This is a genomic window from Vulcaniibacterium tengchongense, from assembly GCF_003814555.1.
In the GTDB taxonomy this organism is placed as follows: domain Bacteria; phylum Pseudomonadota; class Gammaproteobacteria; order Xanthomonadales; family Xanthomonadaceae; genus Vulcaniibacterium; species Vulcaniibacterium tengchongense.
Map to the genome: position 1 here is coordinate 24886 of NZ_RKQN01000003.1, position 20715 is coordinate 45600.

The 20715-nt window shown below is 67.4% G+C and carries 21 protein-coding genes and 3 pseudogenes; 13 read left to right on the top strand and 11 right to left on the bottom strand.

The window, feature by feature from the left end:
- The 9 genes from EDC50_RS10600 (at window position 1) to EDC50_RS10640 (ending at window position 5839) form a co-directional block, all read left to right on the top strand.
- Window positions 1-786 carry a phage BR0599 family protein gene (locus EDC50_RS10600; RefSeq protein ID WP_123770466.1) on the top strand — a complete coding sequence of 262 codons (786 nt, stop codon included), beginning with the start codon at window positions 1-3 and terminating at the stop codon, window positions 784-786.
- A gap of 16 nt (window positions 787-802) precedes the next feature.
- Window positions 803-1030 carry a hypothetical protein gene (locus EDC50_RS10605; protein WP_019562227.1) on the top strand — a complete coding sequence of 76 codons (228 nt, stop codon included), beginning with the start codon at window positions 803-805 and terminating at the stop codon, window positions 1028-1030.
- Complete coding sequence (locus EDC50_RS10610) at window positions 1027-1236, top strand: hypothetical protein (protein ID WP_123770467.1); 210 nt, start codon at window positions 1027-1029, stop codon at window positions 1234-1236. The genes EDC50_RS10605 and EDC50_RS10610 overlap by 4 nt, the downstream gene beginning before the upstream one ends.
- Window positions 1236-3509: a phage tail protein gene (locus EDC50_RS10615; protein ID WP_123770468.1), complete on the top strand. Its 2274-nt coding sequence runs from the start codon at window positions 1236-1238 to the stop codon at window positions 3507-3509. The genes EDC50_RS10610 and EDC50_RS10615 overlap by 1 nt, the downstream gene beginning before the upstream one ends.
- Entirely contained in the window at window positions 3506-4099 is a 594-nt protein-coding gene (locus EDC50_RS10620) for a glycosyltransferase family 2 protein (RefSeq protein WP_211326901.1), read from the top strand. Before EDC50_RS10615 ends, EDC50_RS10620 begins: the two co-directional genes overlap by 4 nt.
- Before the next feature lie 12 nt (window positions 4100-4111).
- Window positions 4112-4462, top strand: coding sequence for a DUF2793 domain-containing protein (locus tag EDC50_RS10625; RefSeq protein WP_123770469.1), 351 nt, complete (start codon window positions 4112-4114; stop codon window positions 4460-4462).
- Window positions 4463-4530: 68 nt separating this feature from the next.
- Entirely contained in the window at window positions 4531-4833 is a 303-nt protein-coding gene (locus EDC50_RS10630; protein ID WP_123770470.1) for a DUF6127 family protein, read from the top strand.
- A complete protein-coding gene (locus EDC50_RS10635; RefSeq protein WP_123770471.1) occupies window positions 4830-5306 on the top strand; it encodes a hypothetical protein in 477 nt (158 codons plus the stop codon). Before EDC50_RS10630 ends, EDC50_RS10635 begins: the two co-directional genes overlap by 4 nt.
- Window positions 5306-5839: an HNH endonuclease signature motif containing protein gene (locus EDC50_RS10640; protein ID WP_123770472.1), complete on the top strand. Its 534-nt coding sequence runs from the start codon at window positions 5306-5308 to the stop codon at window positions 5837-5839. Before EDC50_RS10635 ends, EDC50_RS10640 begins: the two co-directional genes overlap by 1 nt.
- On the opposite strand, the pseudogene EDC50_RS16885 reads toward EDC50_RS10640, so the two are convergent.
- The 8 genes and pseudogenes from EDC50_RS16885 to EDC50_RS10680 all read right to left on the bottom strand — a co-directional run.
- Window positions 5802-6038: pseudogene (locus tag EDC50_RS16885) on the bottom strand (SseB family protein); the annotation flags it as partial. The gene EDC50_RS10640 and the pseudogene EDC50_RS16885 overlap by 38 nt on opposite strands.
- 74 nt (window positions 6039-6112) lie before the next feature.
- On the bottom strand, window positions 6113-9289 hold the full coding sequence (locus EDC50_RS10650; protein ID WP_123770473.1) for an efflux RND transporter permease subunit: 3177 nt from the start codon (window positions 9287-9289) through the stop codon (window positions 6113-6115).
- Window positions 9290-9299: 10 nt separating this feature from the next.
- Complete coding sequence (locus EDC50_RS10655) at window positions 9300-10235, bottom strand: efflux RND transporter periplasmic adaptor subunit (protein WP_123770474.1); 936 nt, start codon at window positions 10233-10235, stop codon at window positions 9300-9302.
- Window positions 10232-11509 carry a TolC family protein gene (locus EDC50_RS10660; RefSeq protein ID WP_123770929.1) on the bottom strand — a complete coding sequence of 426 codons (1278 nt, stop codon included), beginning with the start codon at window positions 11507-11509 and terminating at the stop codon, window positions 10232-10234. Before EDC50_RS10660 ends, EDC50_RS10655 begins: the two co-directional genes overlap by 4 nt.
- Window positions 11510-11577: 68 nt before the next feature.
- Window positions 11578-11922, bottom strand: coding sequence for a hypothetical protein (locus EDC50_RS10665; protein WP_123770475.1), 345 nt, complete (start codon window positions 11920-11922; stop codon window positions 11578-11580).
- Between the two features lie 29 nt (window positions 11923-11951).
- Window positions 11952-12569: a cation diffusion facilitator family transporter gene (locus EDC50_RS10670; RefSeq protein WP_123770476.1), complete on the bottom strand. Its 618-nt coding sequence runs from the start codon at window positions 12567-12569 to the stop codon at window positions 11952-11954.
- Complete coding sequence (locus EDC50_RS10675; protein WP_123770477.1) at window positions 12566-13774, bottom strand: DUF3703 domain-containing protein; 1209 nt, start codon at window positions 13772-13774, stop codon at window positions 12566-12568. The genes EDC50_RS10670 and EDC50_RS10675 overlap by 4 nt, the downstream gene beginning before the upstream one ends.
- Window positions 13771-15747, bottom strand: a complete 1977-nt coding sequence (locus EDC50_RS10680) for a cytochrome c/FTR1 family iron permease (RefSeq protein ID WP_123770478.1) — start codon at window positions 15745-15747, stop codon at window positions 13771-13773. The genes EDC50_RS10675 and EDC50_RS10680 overlap by 4 nt, the downstream gene beginning before the upstream one ends.
- Window positions 15748-15817: 70 nt before the next feature.
- Between EDC50_RS10680 and EDC50_RS10685 the strand changes: the two genes are divergently transcribed.
- The 3 genes and pseudogenes from EDC50_RS10685 to EDC50_RS10695 form a co-directional block, all read left to right on the top strand.
- On the top strand, window positions 15818-16228 hold the full coding sequence (locus tag EDC50_RS10685) for a MerR family transcriptional regulator (protein WP_123770479.1): 411 nt from the start codon (window positions 15818-15820) through the stop codon (window positions 16226-16228).
- Window positions 16228-16515: pseudogene (locus tag EDC50_RS10690) on the top strand (nitrilase-related carbon-nitrogen hydrolase); the annotation flags it as partial. The gene EDC50_RS10685 and the pseudogene EDC50_RS10690, both read left to right, overlap by 1 nt.
- Window positions 16503-17195, top strand: a pseudogene (locus EDC50_RS10695) (IS5 family transposase); the annotation flags it as partial. The pseudogenes EDC50_RS10690 and EDC50_RS10695, both read left to right, overlap by 13 nt.
- Window positions 17196-17343: 148 nt before the next feature.
- Here EDC50_RS10695 and lpdA read toward each other — a convergent pair.
- The 3 genes from lpdA to EDC50_RS10710 form a co-directional block, all read right to left on the bottom strand.
- Window positions 17344-18750 carry a dihydrolipoyl dehydrogenase gene (gene lpdA, locus EDC50_RS10700; RefSeq protein ID WP_123770481.1) on the bottom strand — a complete coding sequence of 469 codons (1407 nt, stop codon included), beginning with the start codon at window positions 18748-18750 and terminating at the stop codon, window positions 17344-17346.
- Between the two features lie 131 nt (window positions 18751-18881).
- Entirely contained in the window at window positions 18882-19232 is a 351-nt protein-coding gene (locus tag EDC50_RS10705; protein ID WP_123770482.1) for a helix-turn-helix domain-containing protein, read from the bottom strand.
- Window positions 19233-19844: 612 nt separating this feature from the next.
- Window positions 19845-20150 (bottom strand): putative quinol monooxygenase, encoded by a 306-nt coding sequence (locus tag EDC50_RS10710; RefSeq protein ID WP_123770483.1) that lies wholly within the window; start codon window positions 20148-20150, stop codon window positions 19845-19847.
- Window positions 20151-20216: 66 nt separating this feature from the next.
- Between EDC50_RS10710 and EDC50_RS16525 the strand changes: the two genes are divergently transcribed.
- Window positions 20217-20715: type 1 glutamine amidotransferase family protein (locus EDC50_RS16525; RefSeq protein ID WP_484606926.1), on the top strand; the 499-nt coding region annotated here is incomplete at its 3' end.

A 20715-nucleotide genomic window follows, 5' to 3' on the forward strand; every position in this document is an offset into this window, starting at 1 on the left:
ATGAGCGAGGGCCCCCTGTTCGAGGTCGAGCTCTACGCCTTCGAGGGCACGAGCGGCAGCTTCCGGCTCACCCCGCACGAGTTCGACGTGGAGATCGGCGGGGAGCGCTACGAGCGCTGCCCCCTCGAGCGCAGCGCGCTCGCGCTCGGGGCCGAGGCGGCCAAGTCGGCGCTGGAGTTGAAGCTGCCGCCCGACCACGCGCTCGTGCGGCATCTGCTGCAGGCGACCCTCACCGGCGAGGCGACCGCGGTGCGACTGCGGATCGCCCGACGTGAGGCCTGGGGCGACTATTGGTGGCTGTCCGGCACGCGCTGGATGGGCCGCGTGCTCGGGGTGGAGGTGGCCGATGACTCTGCGCGCATCCGCTGCGAGTCCGCCCAGGTGAGCTTGAAGCGCATCGGCCTGCGGCGCCTGTACAGCCGCGCCTGCTCGCACGTGTTGTATTCCGCCGCGTGCGGGGCGACGCCGATTCTGGCCACCGCCGAAGTGATCCGCTCCGAAGGCCGCCAGGTGGAACTGGCGAGCCTCCCGCCCGAGGTGGCCGGCATGCTCGCCGGCGGCTGGTTGCAGACGCCGGCAGGCGCGCGCCACATGATCGTCAGCGAATCATATGCGGGCGTGGAACTGCTCTATCCGGTGGGGCTTGCGCCGCAGACGCCGGTCGAGCTCGTGGCCGGCTGCGATCACAGCATGCCCACCTGCGCCGCGCGCTTCGACAACCTCGCCAACTACGGCGGCTTCCCCTTCATTCCGACGAAGAACCCGTTCTCGACGGGCGTCTTCTGAACGCACAGATCCTCCCATGTGGTACCTGGTCGTCATCGTCGTGGCGGCGCTGGTCTCCGTCGCCCTCGCGCCCAAGCCGCCCGCCCCGAAACCCGCCGAACTCTCCGACCTCGACGCGCCCACGGCCGAGGAGGGCCGACCGATCCCGGTCGTCTTCGGCGCGGTGCTGCTGCGCGGGGCGAACGTCGTGTGGTACGGCGACCTGGAGGCCGAACCGATCAAGAAGAAGGGCGGCAAGAAATGAGCAAGGACGTGACCGTCACCATCGCCCACGTGCGCGCCGCAGGCCTGTGCGTGCACGGCACGCGCACCTGGTTCGCGCGCCAAGGCCTGGACTTCCGTGACTTCCTCGCCCGGGGGCTGCCCGCCTCGAGCTTGCTCGCCACCGGGGATGCGATGGCCGCACGCGTGGTCGAGGTCGCGCAGGCCTGCCATGAGGAGCCGCGCTGATGGGCGGCCGCCGCAAGAAGCAGACCGTCGGCTACCGCTACCGCATCGGCATGCACCTGGTGCTGTGCCAGGGGCCGGTGGATGCGGTGCAGGAGATCCAGGTCGGCGATCGCAGCGCCTGGGGCGATGCGAGCCGCGCGCCGCTGGCGAGCGGCCATGGGCTGGGGCGGCTCTCGATCCACAAGCCCACGCTCTTCGGCGGCGACGAACGCGAAGGCGGCGTGGTGGGTGAGGTGGATGTGCTCAGCGGCGATGCGACGCAAGGCCGCAACGACTACCTGATGAGCCGCCTGGGCGCAGCGATCCCGGCGTTCCGCGGGGTGTTGTCGATCGTGGCACGCAAGATCCTGTTCGCCGCGAACAACCCCTACCTCAAGCCCTGGGCGGTGCGGGTGCGGCGCTTCACGGCGGGCTGGCACGGCGAACCCTGGATGCCCTGGAACGCCGAGGTGCGGACCTGGGATGCCGGCACCGGGGCCTATGTGACCGTCGGCATGAACCCGGCCCACATCCTGGTGCAGTGCCTCACCGACCCGCATTGGGGCATGGGCTATCCGCAGAGCACGCTGGGCGCGAGCTTCTGGAACGCGGCCTGGGCGCTCGAAGCCGAAGGCTTCGGCCTGAACCTGGTCTGGACGCGCCAGCAGCCGATCGAGTCCTTCATCGCCCAGGTGCTCGACCACGTCGGCGGCATCCTCTACCTCGACCCAGAGCAGGGCACCTTCGAGCTCAAGCTCCTGCGCGACGATTACTGGATCGACGGGCTGCCGGTGCTGGGCCCCGACGAGATCGTGCGCGTGGAGCGCTTCGAGCGCGCGCAGTGGGGGGAACTGCCCAACGAGATCACCGTGGTCTACACCGACTGGGCGACGGCCAAGGAGTCCACCGTCACGGTGGAGAACCTCGCCGCGATCCAACTGCAAGGCGGGGTGATCAACCAGCGGCGCGACTATCCGGGCGTGAACCACGGGCCGCTGGCCGCGCGGCTGGCGCTGCGCGACCTGCGCGCACTCGGCTCGCCCCTGGCGCGCATGACCTTGACCATCGTCCCCGGCGCCCTGGAGCGTCCGCCCCTGCCGGGGGAGGTGTTCCTGCTGCATTGGCCACGCCTGGGCATCGAGCGCATGGTGGTGCGCGTGACCGGCATCGACACCGGCACGCTGGGCGCCACCGAATGGCGCATCGAGGCCGTGGAGGACGTCTTCGGCATGGGCCAGACCGTGCTCACGCCCACCCCGCCGCGCCTCGAGGAGCCGCCGCTGGAGGCGCTGCCGCCGGCCCTGGTGCTGGCGGTCGAGGTGCCGTACTGGGAACTCGCGCGGCGGCTGTCGCGGGCCGATCTCGCCACCCTCACCGACACGGACACCTACGTGGGGGCCCTGGCCTGCGCGGGCGGCACGGGGCAGTTGAACTGGCAGCTCGCCACGGGAGCAGCGAGCAGTGAGCTCGAGGCGGTGGCCCCGGAGGACTACGCACCCCTGCTCACGCTCGGCCAGGCGCTGCCGGCCACCGAAGCCGATGCCGTGGCCGTACCGGTGACGGCCCTGGCCCAGCCCGAGCGCCTGGCGGTCGGCGACTACGCCTACCTGGTCGATGCGGCCGGCGCCCCGCGCGAAGCGGTGGCGATCCTCGCCTTCGATGCCACCGCGGGCACGGTGGATCTCGCCCGCGGGGTGCTCGACACCACGCCGCAGGCCCACGCGGCCGGCACGCGGCTGGTGGGCGTTGGAGAGTGGCTCGCCGCCGAGACCATCGAGCGCGCGCCGGGCGAGTCGGTCTTCGTCGCCGCCATCCCGCGCACGGCCAGCGCCGAAGGGGATGCGGTGCTGGCTGCCAACGGTGCGCCCCTCGTGCTCGCGGGCCGCCAGGCGCGGCCGTACCCACCGGGGCGAGTGCGGCTCAACGGCCAGCGCGAGCCCGCCGTGGTCGCCGGCGACCTCACCCTCACCTGGGCACACCGCGACCGCACCCAGCAGACCGCCTATCTCGTGCGCCAGGACGAGGGCGACATCGGCCCCGAGCCGGGCACGACCTACACCGTGCGCATCAGAGACCGCAACGGCACCCTCGTGCGCAGCGAGACCGGCCTCACCGGCAACACCTGGACCTGGGACGTGGCCAGCGCCGCGCTGGAGGCCGGCATCGCGGGAGATACCGTCACCCTCGAGATCGAGGCCGAGCGCGACGGGCTGGCGAGCTGGCAGGCGCAAGTGCGCACCGTCGAGCGCGCGGGCTACGGCTTGCGCTGGGGGCAGCACTGGGGTGGCGTGTGATGGAACCCAGGATCGACGTGCACCTGCTCACCCTCGACGAGCCCGCCGAGTGGCGCCAGGAATGCCTGGCGAGCCTCGCCGGCGCGCCGATCCGCCTGCACCTGCTGCCCGGCATCCCGGGGTGTGTCGGGAGGGCCCGCGCGGCGGGCTTCGCGCGAGGGACCTTGCCGCTCGTGTCCTTCGTCGATCCCGACGACCGCTACGAGGCCCACGCCTTCGCGCACCTGGCCGATGCGCTCGATGCCTGTCCCTCGGCGGTGCTCGCCTACACCGACGAGGCACTGATCGACGAGCACGGCGACAGCCTCGGCGTGCGGCGACTGGCCTACAGCGCCTTCCAACACGCCCATTCGGCCAGCCACGTCCACGGCCTGATCGTGATGCGCCGAAGCGCCGTCGAGCCGGTGCTTCCTCGCATCACCGATCTCGACGCCGGCGCCGACTGGCTCCTCACCCGCCTCGTGGCCAGGCAGGGCAGCGTGCTGCACCTGCCCCTCGTCGGGCGCCACTGGCGGCAGCACCCGAACCAGCACCACCGCCGCACGCGCAGCACGGCTTCGGGGCCACTGCCGAGTCTTGCGACACCTTGAGGAGATGAACCGATGCCATTGACCGATCCGAACCTGGGCCTCGCCTACGGCTGGACGCTGGGCGAGTCCGGCTGGCACACCGGGATGGACGCGAACCTGAAGCGCCTGGGCGCCGTCGTGGGCCTGTCGGTGACGAGCCGCACCACGACCACGCCGCCTGCCAGCCCCGCCGAAGGGGATCGCTACATCGTGCCGGCTGGTGCCACCGGCGCCTGGGCCGGCAGGACCGACCAGATCGCCGTGTGGATCGCAGGCGCCTGGGAGTACCACGTGCCGAAGGTCGGCTGGCTCGCCTTTATTGCCGCCGAGGACAGGCTCGCCGTCTACAAATCCTCTGGCTGGAGCGCCGGCGTTCCCGTCTGACCCCGCACCCCGATCCGTCACCCCCGAACCCGCCCGCGTGGCGGGTTCGTCGTTTTTGGAGACTGCCCATGACTGAACCGACCCAAGCCCCCGCCCTCGTCGAGAACATGCTGCTCCTGCGCCGCGAGGACTTCGACGACCTGCTCGACCGCGCCGCCGAGCGCGGAGCCGAGCGTGTACTCGCCCACCTCGGCCTGGAGAACGGCCACGCCGCCCGCGACATCCGCGAACTGCGCGATCTGCTGGAGGCGTGGCGTGACGCACGCCGTACGGCGTGGCAGACCACCATCAAGTTGCTGACGACCGCCATCCTCGCCGCACTGCTGGTCGGGGCCGCCATCAAGCTGAAGCTGATGGGAGGTGGCCAATGATCGAGACCCTGCTCGGCGGCCTCCTCGGCGGGGCCTTCCGTCTCGCGCCGGAGATCCTCAAGTGGCTGGACCGCAAGGGCGAGCGCAGTCACGAACTCGCCATGCAGGACAAGGCCTTGGAGTTCGAGAAACTGCGCGGGGCAAGCCGCATGGCCGAGATCGGCGCGAGTGCAGATGCCGCGTGGAACACCGGGGCCATCGAGGCCTTGCGCGAGGCGGTTGCGGCGCAGGGCCGAACCTCGGGCGTGAAGTGGGCCGATGCGCTGTCCACCACGGTCAGGCCCGTGGTCACCTACCTCTTCGTGCTGATGTATGCCGGGGTGAAGCTCTCGACCTTCGTCGGCTCGGTTCAGTCGGACGTGGGGTTCGGGCCGGCGTTGCTCGCAGCTTGGTCGGAGGCAGATCAGGCCTTGCTCGCAGGCATCCTGAACTACTGGTTCCTGAATCGCACCCTGGAAAAGGGGCTGCGGTGATGGGGCGGTCGGACGAGACTGTGCGGTCGTGGAGCCGCAAGCACCGACCGCTTGCAGAGCGCTTCTGGGAAAAGGTCGAGGTGCGCGCCCCGCATGAATGCTGGCAATGGCTCGCATCGACCAAGGACGGAGGCTACGGCAAGATCGCCGATGACGACGGGCGCATCCAATTGGCGCATCGCATCGCCTATCGCCTGGTCTTTGGTGTCCTTTCTCCCGGGCTGGTGGTGTGTCATCGCTGCGACAACCCCGGTTGCGTCAACCCGCAGCATCTCTTCGTCGGTACGCAGGCGGAGAACCTTCGGGACATGCGCAACAAGCGCCGAGACAACCCGCCGCGCGGAAGCAGACACCCCAAAGCCAGGCTCGACGAGGCTTTGGTAGCGCGGGTTCGCGCCGACGTCCGCAATCATCGGCGCATCGCCAAAGACTACGGTCCAGCATCCATGTGGCGCCCGGTGCTGACTCGAAGAGTTCTCGTCCCACCACGGCGACTACCCTTGCAGCGCCTCGTGCTGCGGCATGTGCTTTGACGTCGTCGCTGAAGACCGGAATCACAGTGATTCCGTCCGGCCGCGTGAAGCAGATCAGTCGCACTTTTCCGCTGTCGTCCGAGAGCGGGAGGTGGACGTACAGGACGGCCGTGAGCAGCGCCTGGAAGAACGCAGGCTCCTCCATGGGATTCTCGATCGCTCGCGCCTGCAGGCGCGCCAGCTGCTCAGGGGTCGTCATGCCCTAAGTATTACGCAGGCCGACCCTGCATGCACCCGGCGGGCTAAAGCCCGCCGGATGTCGAAGGGTTCAGACTAGCTCGCTGGAACTCCGCGAATGTCGCCGTTGCGATGCAGCCAGCGATAGAGCGCTGGCAGCACGATGAGCGTCAGGAGGGTTGACGACACGATCCCGCCGATCACGACGGTGGCGAGTGGACGTTGAACCTCCGAGCCGGCCCCGACATTCAGGGCCATGGGCACGAACCCGAGCGAGGCCACGAGAGCTGTCATCAGGACGGGCCGCAGGCGACCGATCGCACCGTTTAAGATTGCGTTGTCCAGCGGATCGCCCTGCTCCCGCAGCTTGCGGATGAACGCGATCATAACCAGGCCGTTGAGTACGGCCACGCCCGACAGTGCGATGAAGCCCACCCCCGCCGAGATCGAAAGCGGGATGCCACGCAGCGCCAACGCGACGACGCCGCCCGTGAGCGCGAGCGGCACTCCGCTGAACACGATCGCCGCGTCCTTCGCTGATCCAAACGCCATGAACAGCAGGCCGAAGATGATCACCAAGGTCACGGGAACGACGATTGCCAGCCGGCGGCTGGCCGAGATCAGCTGCTCGAACGTGCCGCCGTAGTCCACCCAGTAGCCCGTGGGCAGCTTGACGTCGGCACGGACGCGTTCCTGCAGCTCCTTGACGAAGCTGCCGAGGTCCCGGTCACGCACGTTGGCCGTCACCACGATCCGTCGCTTTCCGTTCTCGCGATTGATCTGGTTCGGTCCGGGCTTGGTGTCGATCTGTGCAACCTCACGCAATGGCACGGTCTTGGGGGTGCCGGCAGCCCAGCGCGCATCCAGTGCGGACTCGTCCGGCTCGGCCTCGCGAAGCGGGATCGGCAGATCGAGCAGCGCGGCCGGATCCTGGCGCAGCTCCTCGGGCAGGCGAACGACGATTTCGAAGCGACGATCGCCCTCGAAGAGGTGACCGGCGACCTCGCCGCCAATGGCCGTCGCCACGGTCTCCTGCACATCCCCCGGGTTGAGCCCGTAGCGCGCCAGCGCAGCGCGATCGGGCGTCACTGTCAGCAGCGGAAGGCCTGTGACTTGTTCGGCCCTCACGTCGGCGGCGCCATCAATCGAGGCGAGCACCCGCTGGATCTGCGCACCCGTGCGAACCAGTTGCTCGAGATCATCGCCATAGATCTTGACCGCCACATCGGCGCGCACGCCCGAGATGAGCTCGTTCGTCCGCAGCTGAATGGGCTGGCTGATCTCGTAGTTGCTGCCGGGGATCGCCTCGAGCGCCTCTTCCAGCTCTTCTATGAGCTCCTGCTTGGGCTTTCGCGGGTCCGGCCATTCCTCACGCGGCTTGAGGATCACGAATGTATCGCCTATGGACGGCGGCATGGGGTCGCTCGCCACTTCCGCGGTGCCAAGTTTGGAGAAGACGCGCTTGACCTCCGGAAAGCCGGCCAGCGTTCGCTCCAGCGATTCCTGCATTCCGATCGCCTGCGTCAGGCTGGTGCCGGGGATGCGGATGGGCTGGATGACGATGTCCCCCTCGTCCAGGTTCGGGATGAACTCCGAGCCCAGGCGGGTCGCCAGCAGGCCCGAGAGCACCACCAGCGCGGCCGCGCCGGCCATCACCGCCATACGGCGTCGGAGTGCCCACGCCAGGATCGGCTCATAGCGGCGCCGGACCCAGGCCACGAGCCGGTTCTCCTTTTCCTCGACCTTGCCATTCAGGAAGACGGCGATCGCGGCGGGAACGAAGGTGAGCGACAGGATCATCGCGCCGGTCAGCGCGAGGACCACCGTGATCGCCATCGGATGGAAGAGCTTCCCCTCGATCCCGCTCAAGGCAAAGATCGGCAGGTACACCGCTCCGATGATGCCGAGGCCAAACAGACTCGGCCGGATCACCTCCGCCGTGGCGGAGGCCGTGACATCAAAGCGTTCCTCGTCGGTCATCTTCCGGCCGAGGCTGTGCTGCATCTCCCCGAACCGGCGCAGGCAGTTCTCGATGATGATCACCGCGCCATCGACAATGAGGCCGAAATCCAGCGCGCCCAGGCTCATGAGGTTGCCCGACACGCCGCCCCGCACCATTCCCATGATGGTGAACAGCATCGCCAGCGGGATGACAGCTGCGGTGATCAGGGCCGCCCGGATGTTGCCGAGCAGCAGGAACAGCACGACGACGACGAGCAACGCACCTTCGATCAGGTTCTTGGAGACCGTATGGATGGTGCGGTCGACCAGGGCCGTGCGGTCGTAGACCGGCTCGGCGCGCACGCCCTCCGGCAGGCTGGCATTGGCCGCCTCCAGACGGGCACCCACCGCCTGCGAGACCTCGCGGCTGTTGGCGCCGACCAGCATCACGACGGTGCCGAGGACCACCTCGTGCCCGTTCTGGGTCGCGGCGCCCGAGCGCAGCTCGCGCCCCTCGGCCACCGTGGCGATATCGCCTACCCGGATCGGGACGCCACCGCGCCGGTCGAGCACGATGCTGCGGATGGCATCGAGGTCCCCGACCTGCCCGGGCACGCGGACGAGGAACTGCTGGCCGTTGCGCTCGATGTAGCCGGCGCCCACGTTCTGGTTGTTGGCCGAGATCGCCGAAACGACGTCCCGCAGCGTCAGATTGAGCGCGACCAGCTGGGCCGGGTCCGGGGTGATGTGGATCTGGCGCTCATACCCACCGATCGTGTTGACTTCGGCGACCCCGGGTGTGTTGCGCAGCTGCGGGCGGATGACCCAGTCCTGCAGCGTTCGAAGGTCAGTCGTGGTGTAGGGCGTGCCGTCTTTCTTCAGCGCCTTGGCATCGGCCTCCACGGTGTACATGAAGATCTCGCCCATGCCCGTTGCGATGGGGCCCATCTCGGGTTCCATCCCCCCGGGCAGCTGCGAACGCACCTGCTGGAGTCGCTCGGCCACCTGCTGGCGGGCAAAGAAGATGTCGGTACCGTCCTTGAAGACGACCGTGACCTGCGAAAGCCCATAGCGCGACAGCGATCGCGTGTAGTCGAGCCCCGGCAGGCCCGCGAGTGCCGTCTCGATAGGAAACGTAATGCGTTGCTCGGTCTCGAGCGGTGAGTAACCTTCTGCCTGCGTGTTGATCTGGACCTGGACGTTGGTCACGTCCGGAGTGACGTCGATCGGCAGCTTCGTGAAGCTCCAGACGCCAAGCCCCACGAGGGCGAGAGTCAGGAGCAGCATCAGCCACCGATGCGTGATCGCGAATCGGATGATTTTCTCGAGCATGGTGGCGGCCCTAATGCTCTTCGGCGGTGGACTTTTCCATGTCCGCCTTGATCAGGTAGCTCTGCTGGACGACGACCTGCTCGCCGGGCTTCAACCCGGCCAGGATCTCCACGGTGTCGGCGTCGCGCCGCCCCGTTTTCACCGGTCGCCTGTGGTAGGTCTCGCCCTTCTGCACATAGACGACCTCCTCGCCGTTGGACGTCTGCAGTGCACTGAGTGGCACGACGAGATTGGCGCGCGCCTGGTCCACGATTACGCGAGCCTTGACTGCCGACCCTGGACGCCAGAGGCCGTCCAGGTTGCGCAGGCGCGCGCGGGCGACCGTGCTCTGACTCGCTGTCGCCGTGCTGGGCAGGATCCGTTCGATCTGGGTCTCAGAGGTGACCCCATCGCTCATGCGCGTCACGATGACCGGGCTGCCGACGCGCAGACGCTGGGCGTCGCGCCCGAAGACATGCAGGTCGACCCACAGGTCCGAGAGATTTGCGATCTCGTACAGGGCCGCACCCTCGCCTGCCACAGTCCCCACCGATGCATCGCGGGACAACACCACACCCGAGATGGGGGCAGTGACCGTGTAGGTGGTCAGGCTCAGGTTGCTCTCGATCGTCGCCAGCGGCTGGCCGGCGCGGACCTGGTCGCCGACGTTGGCGTGTAGCGCGCGCACCAGTCCGGGGAAGCGCGCCATGACCCGCGCGATTGCTCCGTCGACCGGGGTCAGGAGCCCCTGCACTTCATGGTCGTCCGAGATCTCGCCCGGCCCGGCAGGGCTCACGCGCACGCCCGCCGCCGCAGCGGCCTGCGTGCCGATCTTGGTGCTCGTCGGCAGCTCGCCGTGCTCGCCCTCCTCACCTTCCTCGCCCGCCTCGCCTCCCGTCGGAGATGACGCGTTGCATGCTGCCAGCAGCGCGGCCAACGACAGGGCTGCAATCCAATGAAGTTTCACGGGGTGTCTCCTTGTTCAATGGACGGGCCGGCCGAAACGAACGGCTGCCCGGTCAGGCGCTGGATCTCGAGCAGTGCCGAGTGGGCCTCGAGTGCAGCTTCGAGTTGGTCGCGGAGGGCGGCCGTGCGCTCGGCTTGCAGCTGCGCCCACTCCAGATAGCTCGCCGCGCCTGCGCGGTAGGCGCGCTCGGCAGCCGCCTCGGCGCGCGAGAGCCTCGGGATCACGTCGCTCCCCAAGCGGCGCACTTCGAGCTGTGCGGTGAGAAACCGTCCATGCGCTTCGGCGAGGGTGGAATACAGCGACAGGCTCTTGACCTCGCGCTCGAGGCCGAGCAGTGCCAGCTCCGCTTCCGCAGCCCGAATTTCCGGCTGCGCCCTCACCTTGGTGCCCAGCGGCATCGATACGCTGACGACCAACCCGAAGTCGTCGGTCGCCTGCAAACGCCGGACGCCGACCTGCCAGTCCAGGTCGGGAGTGGCAGCGGTTCGCGCGAGCTGGAGGCGAGCCTCTCGAATGCGCTGCTCGCCGGCGAACTGGGCAAGCTCGGGTGTCTTGGCGAGCCAGGAGGCGAGCTCGTCGAACGAGGCGATCTTCGGCAGCGCCAACGGGTTGATGGGCACGACGTCGAAGCTCGGTGCGCGCTCGCCCCAGAGGGTCGCCAGATGCTGTCGGGCCGCCCGTGCCTGCTGCACCGCGCGCGCCTGATCGAGTTCCGCACGCGCGAGCGCGGCCTCTGCAGTCAGCACGACCGATTCCGGCGATGCCCCGGCCTGAAGGCGTTGCCGAGCGCCGGCCACCGCGCGTTTGCGCTGCGCGATATCCAGGCGCGCGATCTCCGCGCGCTTCTCGGCCGCTACGACCGCCAGGTAGCGGCGAGCCACCTCGGCGAGCAGGTCCAGGCGACGGGCTTCACGCTCCACTGCAAGTACATCGATGCGGCTCTGCGCCAGCGCGCGGCGGGCGTCGAGCTTGCCGCCCCGCTCCAGCACAGAGGCCAGGCTCAAGGTGATCTCGGCGCCCTGCAGGCCGCTGGCCTCGCCGGTGCCGAGTACGTTCTCGGCTTCGATGCCAACGACCAGAGGCGGCTTGAAGGCCGCGCGGTCCAGCTCGGTCGTCAGAACATCCCGGCGTCCGCCAAAGAGCCTGAGTTCCGGATGGGTCTGCTCGACACGGCGGAACGCGTCGTCGAGGGTCAAACTTTCCGCCGCATGGGCAGCGGATGCAGCCAGCACGGCCGCACACAAGGCGGCGCGAGCCGCCAGTCGAATCGACATGATGGAAATTCCGAATGCAGGTTGAAATTCCGAATGCAGGTTGAGGGTCTGGCGGTGCCGGGTGGCACTCAACTGACGATTGGGGGTCGAAACGGTGCCGGCCATCGCCCAGCCGTTGGGGGCTGTGCAATATCGAGTCGGGGCACAGCTTGGGCCGGAATCATCTGCGGGACTGCGATCTCGGCCGTCGCCATCGCGGCGATGTGACCGCAGCAATGCGCGATATGGTGGACGAGCTGGAGCGCATCGGAGTCGTCCGTCGCTGCGGCGAGGCTCGAGCGTCCATCCAGCGAGCCGGAGGAGATCGCTTCGGCGTGCCGGGTGGACATCAGCTCGTGCAGCTCGCCCATGGCACCAATGACCAGCTGGACGAGCAGGCCCAGGACAAGGCCGGCCGTCATCAGCCACCTCACCCAGAAAGCCGGCACTCGTCTCGAACGGATCACTCGGGGGTACCTCCTGCGTTGTGGCGAGCCTCGCGCGCCTCGCGGAGGATCTCGACCGCTTCCTTGACCACGTAGAGGCCGATCAGCGTTCCGATCACAAAGTCCGGGTACGGTGACCCCAGCCACAGCACCAGCACGCCCGCGAGAATGACGCCGACGTTGGCGACCATGTCGGCGCGGGTGAAGATCCAGGTCGCCCGCAGATGCACTTCAGCCGACTTGAGCGGCGCGAGCATGCGAAGGACCGCCATGTTGACGATGAGGGAAAGGATGGCGGTGCCGATCATCCAGCCACTGGCGGGCTCGGCGCCGTAGATCACCCGTCGCCCCACCTCGAACAGCACGCCGAGACCGAGGAGCAGCAGCGCAGCGCCGCTGAGCATGGCGGCATTGGCCTTGAAACTCGCGGCGCGGCCGATGGCGACCAGGCCGATGGCGTAGGCCGTGGCGTCCGACAGCATGTCGAGCGCATCGGCGAGCAGGCCTGTGGACTGGCCGATCCAGCCTGCGATGCCGCCGACGACGGCCATCGTCGCATTGAGGGCAAGCGCGATTGTCAGGATCTTGCGCTCCTGAGCATTTTTCGCTTCGTGGTGGCAGCCGCAGTCACTCATCGGTAGGGTTCCAGAAACGGACGGAGTTCATCGGCAACCGGCATCGAGCGCAGCGCACCCACGCGTGCACCACCGGTATTGCCGCGGGGCATCCATAGCCAGGTAAACAGCAAGGACGCGGGAATTCGAACGAGCTGACCGGCCGCCTCGCGCCAGTCACGGGCGCTGATCGCCCATCTCAGGAATGCGATGTGACTGCAGACGTGCCGGATCGTGTGCGTCTGCGCCAGCACGTGGGCCCGCTCGAACGCCGCGTACGCGCCTTTCAAATCACCTGCGTATAGCGCCGAATACCCTGCCGACAGGTGCTGGGCGAAGGCCAAAATCCCAGCGGCAGTTTCGCGATGACGGGCGTGCTGCCGGAATGGCCAGGTGAGCTGGCCCCGGTAGTCGAGTGGAAGCTTCTCTTCGCGCAGCCCCACGTCGCCCGCCCGCAGGGCTTCCGGTCGGCCCAGGTACGTTCCACACAAGCGGTCCCAGATCATGAAGAACTCGCCAAAGTTCACCTGGGCATTTTCGTACTCGCGCTTGTGATGCCATCGATGCACTTCGGCCACCCCAAGCCAACGTCGCAGGGGGCCGACGCGATAGTCGAGGTTCGCGTGCTGGAACGCGAGCTGGACGCTGAGCAGGGCGAGCCATGCACTCAGCACGTGAGACGGCGCGCCGAGCAGCACCGCGACCGCCAGGCCAGGGCCCGCCATCAGCAACGCACTCAGCGGATGACGCCGCTCGCCGTTGAGCCAGTAGAGACGTTCGGCACCGTGGTGTACCGCATGCAGCCGCCACGCCCAGGCGTACCGATGGCTCAGTCGGTGCATCGTATAGAGGCCTGCATCCACAATCAGCCCGGCCAGCAGCAGCTGCATCGCGCCAGGCCACTGGTGGGGCCACCCGCCGTCGATAGGCAGGAACTGGCGCAGCGCATGGAGAAGCACGCCGGCCAGCGCAAGCAGACCGAAGTTGACGACGCCATGCACCACATCAGCATTCAGGTCGCCATGGTCCCTCTGCCACTCGGGCTCGTAAGGGGAGAGCCTTTCCAGCAAGGCCACGGCCGTGACACCAACGGATGCGATCAAGGCAAGCGCGGGCCACGCGGGCAGGGCGCTGCTGGCCACGGCTACGGCCGCGACTGCCGCCGGCAGCATGACCACGGGATAGCTCCCATAACGAATCACCACCTGGCGAAGTGCTGCACTCATGCATTACCTCTCGGACGTTCGTGCGCGGAAGGCATGGCCTTTGCGCCACGCGCATTGGCGACGAAGCCGAGGACGGCGATCGCCGCGACGGCGATCTGGGCGAGGATCGACTGCCACGTCGGGTAAAGGCCCAGCCACTCGATCTGTGGCACGGCAGCCAAGGCCTGGCTGATCCAGCCGGCTTCCTGCAGCGCCGCCACGCCCTTGCCCACAAGCACCACGGCAAGGACGGCGATCAGGATCGAGCTGAAGCGGAAGAACTGGCCGATCGGCAAGCGCGTTCCCAGTCGCAGCAGCGCGAATGCGATGACGGCCAGGACGGCCAGGCCCAAGCCCAGCCCGGCGAGGATCGCGGAGCTGTCCTGTTCGTTCCACATCGCGGCGTAGAACAGGATGGTCTCGAAGACCTCGCGGTACACGGCGACGAACGACAGCACGAACAGGAAGGTCGCGGAACGACGTGTGAGCGCTGCGGACATCTTTTCCTGCAGGTACTGCTGCCAGCGGCCGGCCATGCTCTTCTGGTGCATCCAGATCCCGACGCTGAGCAGGGCGATCGCCGCGAACAGTGCCGACAGCCCTTCGGTGGCCTCCCGCTCCGCGCCACTGATGCTGACTGCATACGTCGCGATAGCCCACGTTACGCCGCCCGCCAGCAGCGCACCGATCCATCCGGCATGCACGTACGGCAGCACATCCCTGCGCTCGGCCTTGCGTAGGAAGGCGATCATGCCGATGACGATCAACAGCGCCTCAACCCCTTCGCGCAAGAGGATGGTGAAGCTGCCCAGGAACGCTGCGGTGGTGCTATTGCTCCGGTCGGCAAGCGCCGACTCGCTGCGGTCCAGCAGCTGTCCGACCGCTGCGGCCTGAGCTTCGACGGCGGAGGTCGGTGCGCCCTCGCCGATCCTGGCGCGAAGGGTTGCCATGGCGGACTCGATCTGTCGCAGAAGCTTGCGGTCCCGCGATCCGAGCTGCGGCTCGACAGGCTCGACACCGTCGAGATACGCGGACAAGGCCAGTGCCGACGCCTGCCCCCGGTCACCCGACCGGTAGGCCGCAACGCTCTGCTGCAGGCGCTGACGGGCCAGCGCTAGAGATGCATTGCTGTTGACTGGCGAGGAGGCGGCCACGGCACTCGGCTCACCACGCAGATAGGCGATGATCGCGCGCGCCCTGTCCGCTCCCAGCGTCTTCGAAAGGTCAGCTTCAGTGGCACCCGATAACGCAGCCAGGTCGGGAAATACGCGACGCACCTGATCGTCGTCTGCCCAGATCGCCGCACCCTGTTCCCGGGCCGCCGCGTCGTACGCGAGTCCGCCGGTGTAGTAGGCCAAGGCCCATCGATCATCGTTTGACAGATGGGCGTAGCTCATCATCGCGGTGCCCGGCAGTCCTTGCGAAATGACCTGGTAGAGCGACAGCGGGCTGCGGTGCTTTGCACGGTCGGCGTCGGTGAAGGCGATCGGGGGCGGATCCATGCCGGCGGCAGCGGGACCATCGCCTCGGCCGGTCGCGCCATGGCACGCGGTGCACTGCTGGGCGTACAGGGCCGCGCCCCGCGCCAGATCGGGGACAGCCGCGGGCGCGGCCTCGATCTTGTAGACGGTCAGGAGCTCGGACGCCAAGGCCCCTGCGCTGCGGGCGATCTGCTCTGCGTCAGCGCGCTCGGCCACCAGCCCTTCCAGTTGCTTGGCCTTCGCAAGGCGCGCCGCGTGCCCCGCGCCCGGCGGTAATGCGGCCAGCTTCGCGCTGACGGATGCGGTGAACTCCCGCATCTCCGCGTATTCGCCCGCGTCGACCACCTCACCGTTCTGGATCGCCGCGGGGTAGTCGACCGCGATGTAGTCGAGCAGCTGCCATGCCTGCCGCGCCTCGGCCGCCGGGTCGGCCGCGCGTGCCGAACAAGCGGACGCCAGCCCCACCACGGCAAGGAGGACGGACAGTACGCAGCGCCAGGCAATCGGGAACATCGACTTTTCACGCTTCGACGGAGCCGGTATCGTAGAGTCCGTAGCGACTACAGAGTCAAGGGATCCGAGCGTGAAGATCAGCGAAGCCTCCCAGGCAAGCGGCTGCCACCTGGAAACGATCCGGTACTACGAGCGGATCGGCCTCATGCCGTCGCCAACCCGGACGGGCAGCGGGTACCGGTCGTATTCGGAGCAGGACGTGGAACGTCTGCGCTTCATTACCCGGGGTCGGGATCTGGGCTTCAGCCTGGACGAGATCCGAAGCCTGATGCGGCTGGACCAGGACGGCGACCTGGCGTGCGAGGACGTCACCCGCCTCGCGCAGCAGCACCTGATCGACGTCCAGGAACGCATTCGCGACCTGCAGCGCGTGGCGCGCGAGCTGGAGCGCACCATCCGCAGCTGCGGTGGCGGCGTTAGGGCCCAGTGCGCCATCCTCAACGCCCTCAAGCACTCTCCTGCCCCGGGCGAGGCGGCGTGATGCGCATCGCCCTGGCCCAGTACGACTTCCCGGTCGGAGACATCACCGGCAACGTCAGGCGCATCCAGACGCTCATCGAGCAGGCGCGCGACGCACACGGGGCTGACCTGATCGTCTTCCCCGAACTCTGCGTCAGCGGCTATTCGCCGGAGGACCTGCTGTTTCGCCCCCAGTTCCTCGCGGAGTGCGACACGGCCGTGCGGGCCATTGCGCATTCGACGCAGGGCATCGTCGCGGTCGTCGGTTGGCCAGAGGCGGCGGGAAGCGTGGTCTACAACGCTGGGGCCTGATGTCGGACGAGCATTTCTCGGTCGACGGCACGCTGCTGCAGGCGTGGGCCTCGCACAAGAGCTTCCGTCCCAAGGATGGGACGCCGAAGGACCCACCGGGTGGTGGGCATCGCAACGCCCAGCCTGATTTCAAGGGTCAGAAGCGTCGCAACGAAACGCACGAATCGGCCAGCGATCCGGACGCCAGGCTTTACCGCAAGGGCAATACCGGGGCGCAGCTGAGCTACCAGGCCCATGTGCTCATGGAGCATCGCAGCGGCCTGGTGCGTGCAGCGTGTGTCACGCAGGCCAGCGGCCATGGTGAGCGTGACGCGGCGTTGGCGATGCTTGGTTCGCTGCGCGGCCGACGACGGCGCACGCTGGCCGCGGACAAGGGGTACGACACGGCGGACTTCGTCGCGGGCTGTCGGGCCATGGGTATCACCCCGCACGTTGCGCAGAACACCTCGCACCGCCGCAGCGCCATCGATGGCCGCACTACCCGACACGCCGGGTATGCGATCAGCCTGCGGACGCGCGCCTGGATCGAAACGCACTTCGGATGGCTCAAGGCGGCTGCCGGAATGCGTCAGGTCAAGCAGCGCGGCCTTACGAAGGTCGAGGCGCTGTTTCAGCTGGCGATGGCGGCGAGCAACCTCGTCCGCCTGCCGAAGCTGATCGCCGCGGGGGGCGCGTGATGGCGGCCCCGGCGGGGAAGGTGCGCCTGGAAGTCCGAAAGCGGGCTTGTTTCAGAGCGCGGGACGCGCTTGCGGAGCGCTTGAGCAGCGAGAAATCCGCGCTGCCGACCGAGTCGGGGGCTTCGCCGGGTCGAATTTCAACAGGCTGCTAGATGTGCAGGGCCCAGCCGTTCACCGCCATCGCAGCTTCCTTCAGGGCCTCCGGGAGCGTGGGATGGGCGTGGCAGCTGCGCGCCACGTCGTCCGCCGATCCGCTGAACTCCATCGCGACGACGGCCTCATGGATGAGCGAGCCCGCCTCCGGGCCCACGATGTGTACGCCAAGAATGCGGTCCGTCTCCGCGTGCGCCAGCACCTTGGCGAGCCCATAGGTCTGCGCCTTGGCACGTGCACGCGCGCTGGCGCTGAAGGGGAATCGCCCCACCTTGTATGGGATGCCTGCAGCCTTGAGCTGCTCCTCCGTCTGACCGACCGAGCCCACCTCGGGTGCCGTGTAGATCACGGCCGGGATCGTCCCGTAGTTCACATGCCCCGGCAGTCCCGCCAGCTGCTCGATCAACGCAACACCCTCTTCGCTCGCCTTGTGCGCGAGCATCGCGCCACCGATGACATCGCCGATCGCGTAGATCCCTTCGACATTCGTGCGCCAGTGGTCGTCGACCTTGATGAAGCCCTTCGCGTCGCGCTCCACGCCGAGCTGTTCCAGGTTCAGTCCCTCGGTGAAGGGCCGACGCCCGATGGAGACCAGCACCCGATCAGCGTGGATCCGATCCTGAGCACCGCCGTTGGCCGGTTCGATCAAGAGCTCAACACCGTCACCGTTCACTGCCGCGCCGACGACTTTCTGGGAGAGGCGGAACTCGAAGCCCTGCGACTTCAGCGCCTTGTGCAGCACCGTCGCTGCTTCGACGTCCATTCCTGGTGTGATGCGGTCAAGGTATTCGACCACGGTGACTCGAGCACCCAGTCGACGCCACACCGAGCCGAGTTCGAGGCCGACGTAGCCCGCACCGATGACCACGAGGTGCGCAGGCACCTCCGGGAACGAAAGCGCGCCTGTCGACGATACGATCCGATCCTCATCGACCTCGACGCCGCGCAGCGGCGTGCTGTCCGATCCGGTCGCGATGATGATCCAGCGGCCTGAAAGCTCTTGAGTGTGCCCGGCATCGTCCGTGACTTCGACGCGCCCTGGCGCTGCGATCCGGCCACTACCCTGCAGGCGCGTTACGCCGTGCTTCTTGAAGAGGAAGTCGATGCCGTTGCCCAGGCCGGCGACGACATCATCCTTGTGAGCCAGCAACCGGGGCAGGTTGACCCGCAACCCATCGAACTCGACCCCGTGCACCGCGAATTCGCTCGAGGCCGCGTGGAAGCGCTCGGATGACTCGAGCAGGGCCTTGGACGGAATGCAGCCAATGTTGAGGCATGTCCCACCCAGGCGCCGGCGACGTTCGATGCAAGCGACTTTGAGACCCAGCTGCGCGCCACGAATCGCGGCCGGATAGCCGCCTGGTCCACCGCCAATGATGATGACGTCGTATGTCTCGGCCATGCTGAAGCTCCCGGGGACAGGCGACCAATACTAGAGTCTGGAGCTACTACAGGGTCAAGCCCGGATCGTGACCCAGCATTGAAGTCGTCCTGCCAGCGCCCGGTCGACTCACCTCATGCAGTGGCACACGCCTACTCCTGCGCCTTTACCTGCCGCTTGGCGTACCGCAGAAGCTTCTCGTGACCCTCGTCCCCGAGCTCGGTCCATAAGAGCAGCAGATCCGCGAGCCGATCGTCGTCTACGAACAAGAAGGCTGCCGGCACGCCAAGCTCCTCCGCGAGACGCTTGACCATCGCGTGCGGGGGCTCGTGGATGCCCTTCTCGTACTGGTTCATTCGCGGACTGGCGGCTGACGGGTCCATCCCGACCCGAAGGCCGAGCTCGGTTTGTGTCAGCCCCGCGCGCTCCCGTGCCTGCCTGAGGCGTTTCGAGAACGTGGTCGATGGCTGCACCCTTTTGACAGTCTTGCTCAACTTGGCCATGCCAATAGGGTGAGAAAGACCGGCCGCCAGCGATACTATGGTAAACTTAGGATGCTTACCAGCGAGGGCGGAGGCCCGTTCATGGCCCCCGTACCAGCGCCTACCCTGGACGACTTGGGGATCCAAGGTTGCCTGGCGCTTGCTGCGCTGCTGATGGCCCAGCACAAGCGCATCCCGGTAGCGCCCACCCGTCGCCACTCCCTTGCAATGCTCCATGCCCTACGCGAGCAGGGGATCATCGAAGCGCCGTGGCCAGACGCCCGATGGGAGCTGGACCCGACCGCGGAAGAGACGCCGATCGAGCAGATCCAGTGGCGGTATGTCTGGAAGGACTACCTGCGGCCTGGCCTTTTGCAAGCGCTTGAGGACTTTCTCGAAGAAGTCCCTCACGACAACTACGGACTCGCGTCGCGCATCGGCTTGTGGCACGAACTCGCTGCCTCCGAAGCCGAGCGGTTCTTCGAATCCCAACTGGCCCGCCATCATTTCGAGACCGCGTGGGCATCCGACCTGGCATTTGTCATCCGGGATAGTCGGCAGTTGATTTTGAACAACCCGCTTGATCAGTCCGCGCTTGCGGACTGCGGACTTCCAATGAGCCGGAAATCTGGCTCACCCAGACGGCAGTTTGGCTGCAAGCAGTTCGACCTTCTCGATATTGGGCGGAGAACTGAGCAAGGTCGCGGCGTTGGCCATCAAGGCCGCGGCGATCTGTCCGTTCAGATGTGCCTGGCGACCAGCCTCATCGGCAAAGGCATCGAACACACCGAACGTCGAAGGGCCAAACTTCAATGCGAACCAGGCCGTGGTGCCGGACTCGGCGTTGGCGAGCGGCAGTGCGCTGGCCAGGAAGTCGGCAAGCGCAGCCTCCTGGCCGGGTTTGGCTTCGAGGCGAACAAACAGGGCGAGCTTGGTCATGCTGTATTCCTTTGGGTAAATGGAAAAGTGGGGGAAGGGATCGATGAGACTGCAGTCTAAGTCTTCATGACAGACATCTCTATAGGCAAGAATGACAACATTGATATCATTGTTGCCATGAAACTCCACCTCCTTGTTTGTGATGGCGTGTTTGATCTGGGGCTTGCGGCGCTCACCGACACAGTGGGCTTGGCCAATGCGATGTCGGGCTCGCTGCCACAGGCTCCCGCGCACATAGAGCTCACGCTGGTGGGCGTGCGGCGTCGCATCCGAACTGCGCAAGGCTTGACGGTCCCCGTGGTCACTGCGCGTGGTGTGCCGGAACCAGACGTCGTGCTCGTGCCCGCGTTTGGTGACAAGATGCCTGACACGCTCTCGGCTCGGCTCACACGCCCCGACGTGCCCGATGCGGTCGCCGTGCTGCAGCAGTGGTCCGCCGCTGGCGCGCACCTTGGTGCCGCCTGCTCCGGTAGTTTCTTGCTTGCAGAGAGCGGCCTGCTTGATGGGCATCGTGCGACGACGTCATGGTGGCTGGGGCCGATGTTTCGGCAGCGCTATCCGAACG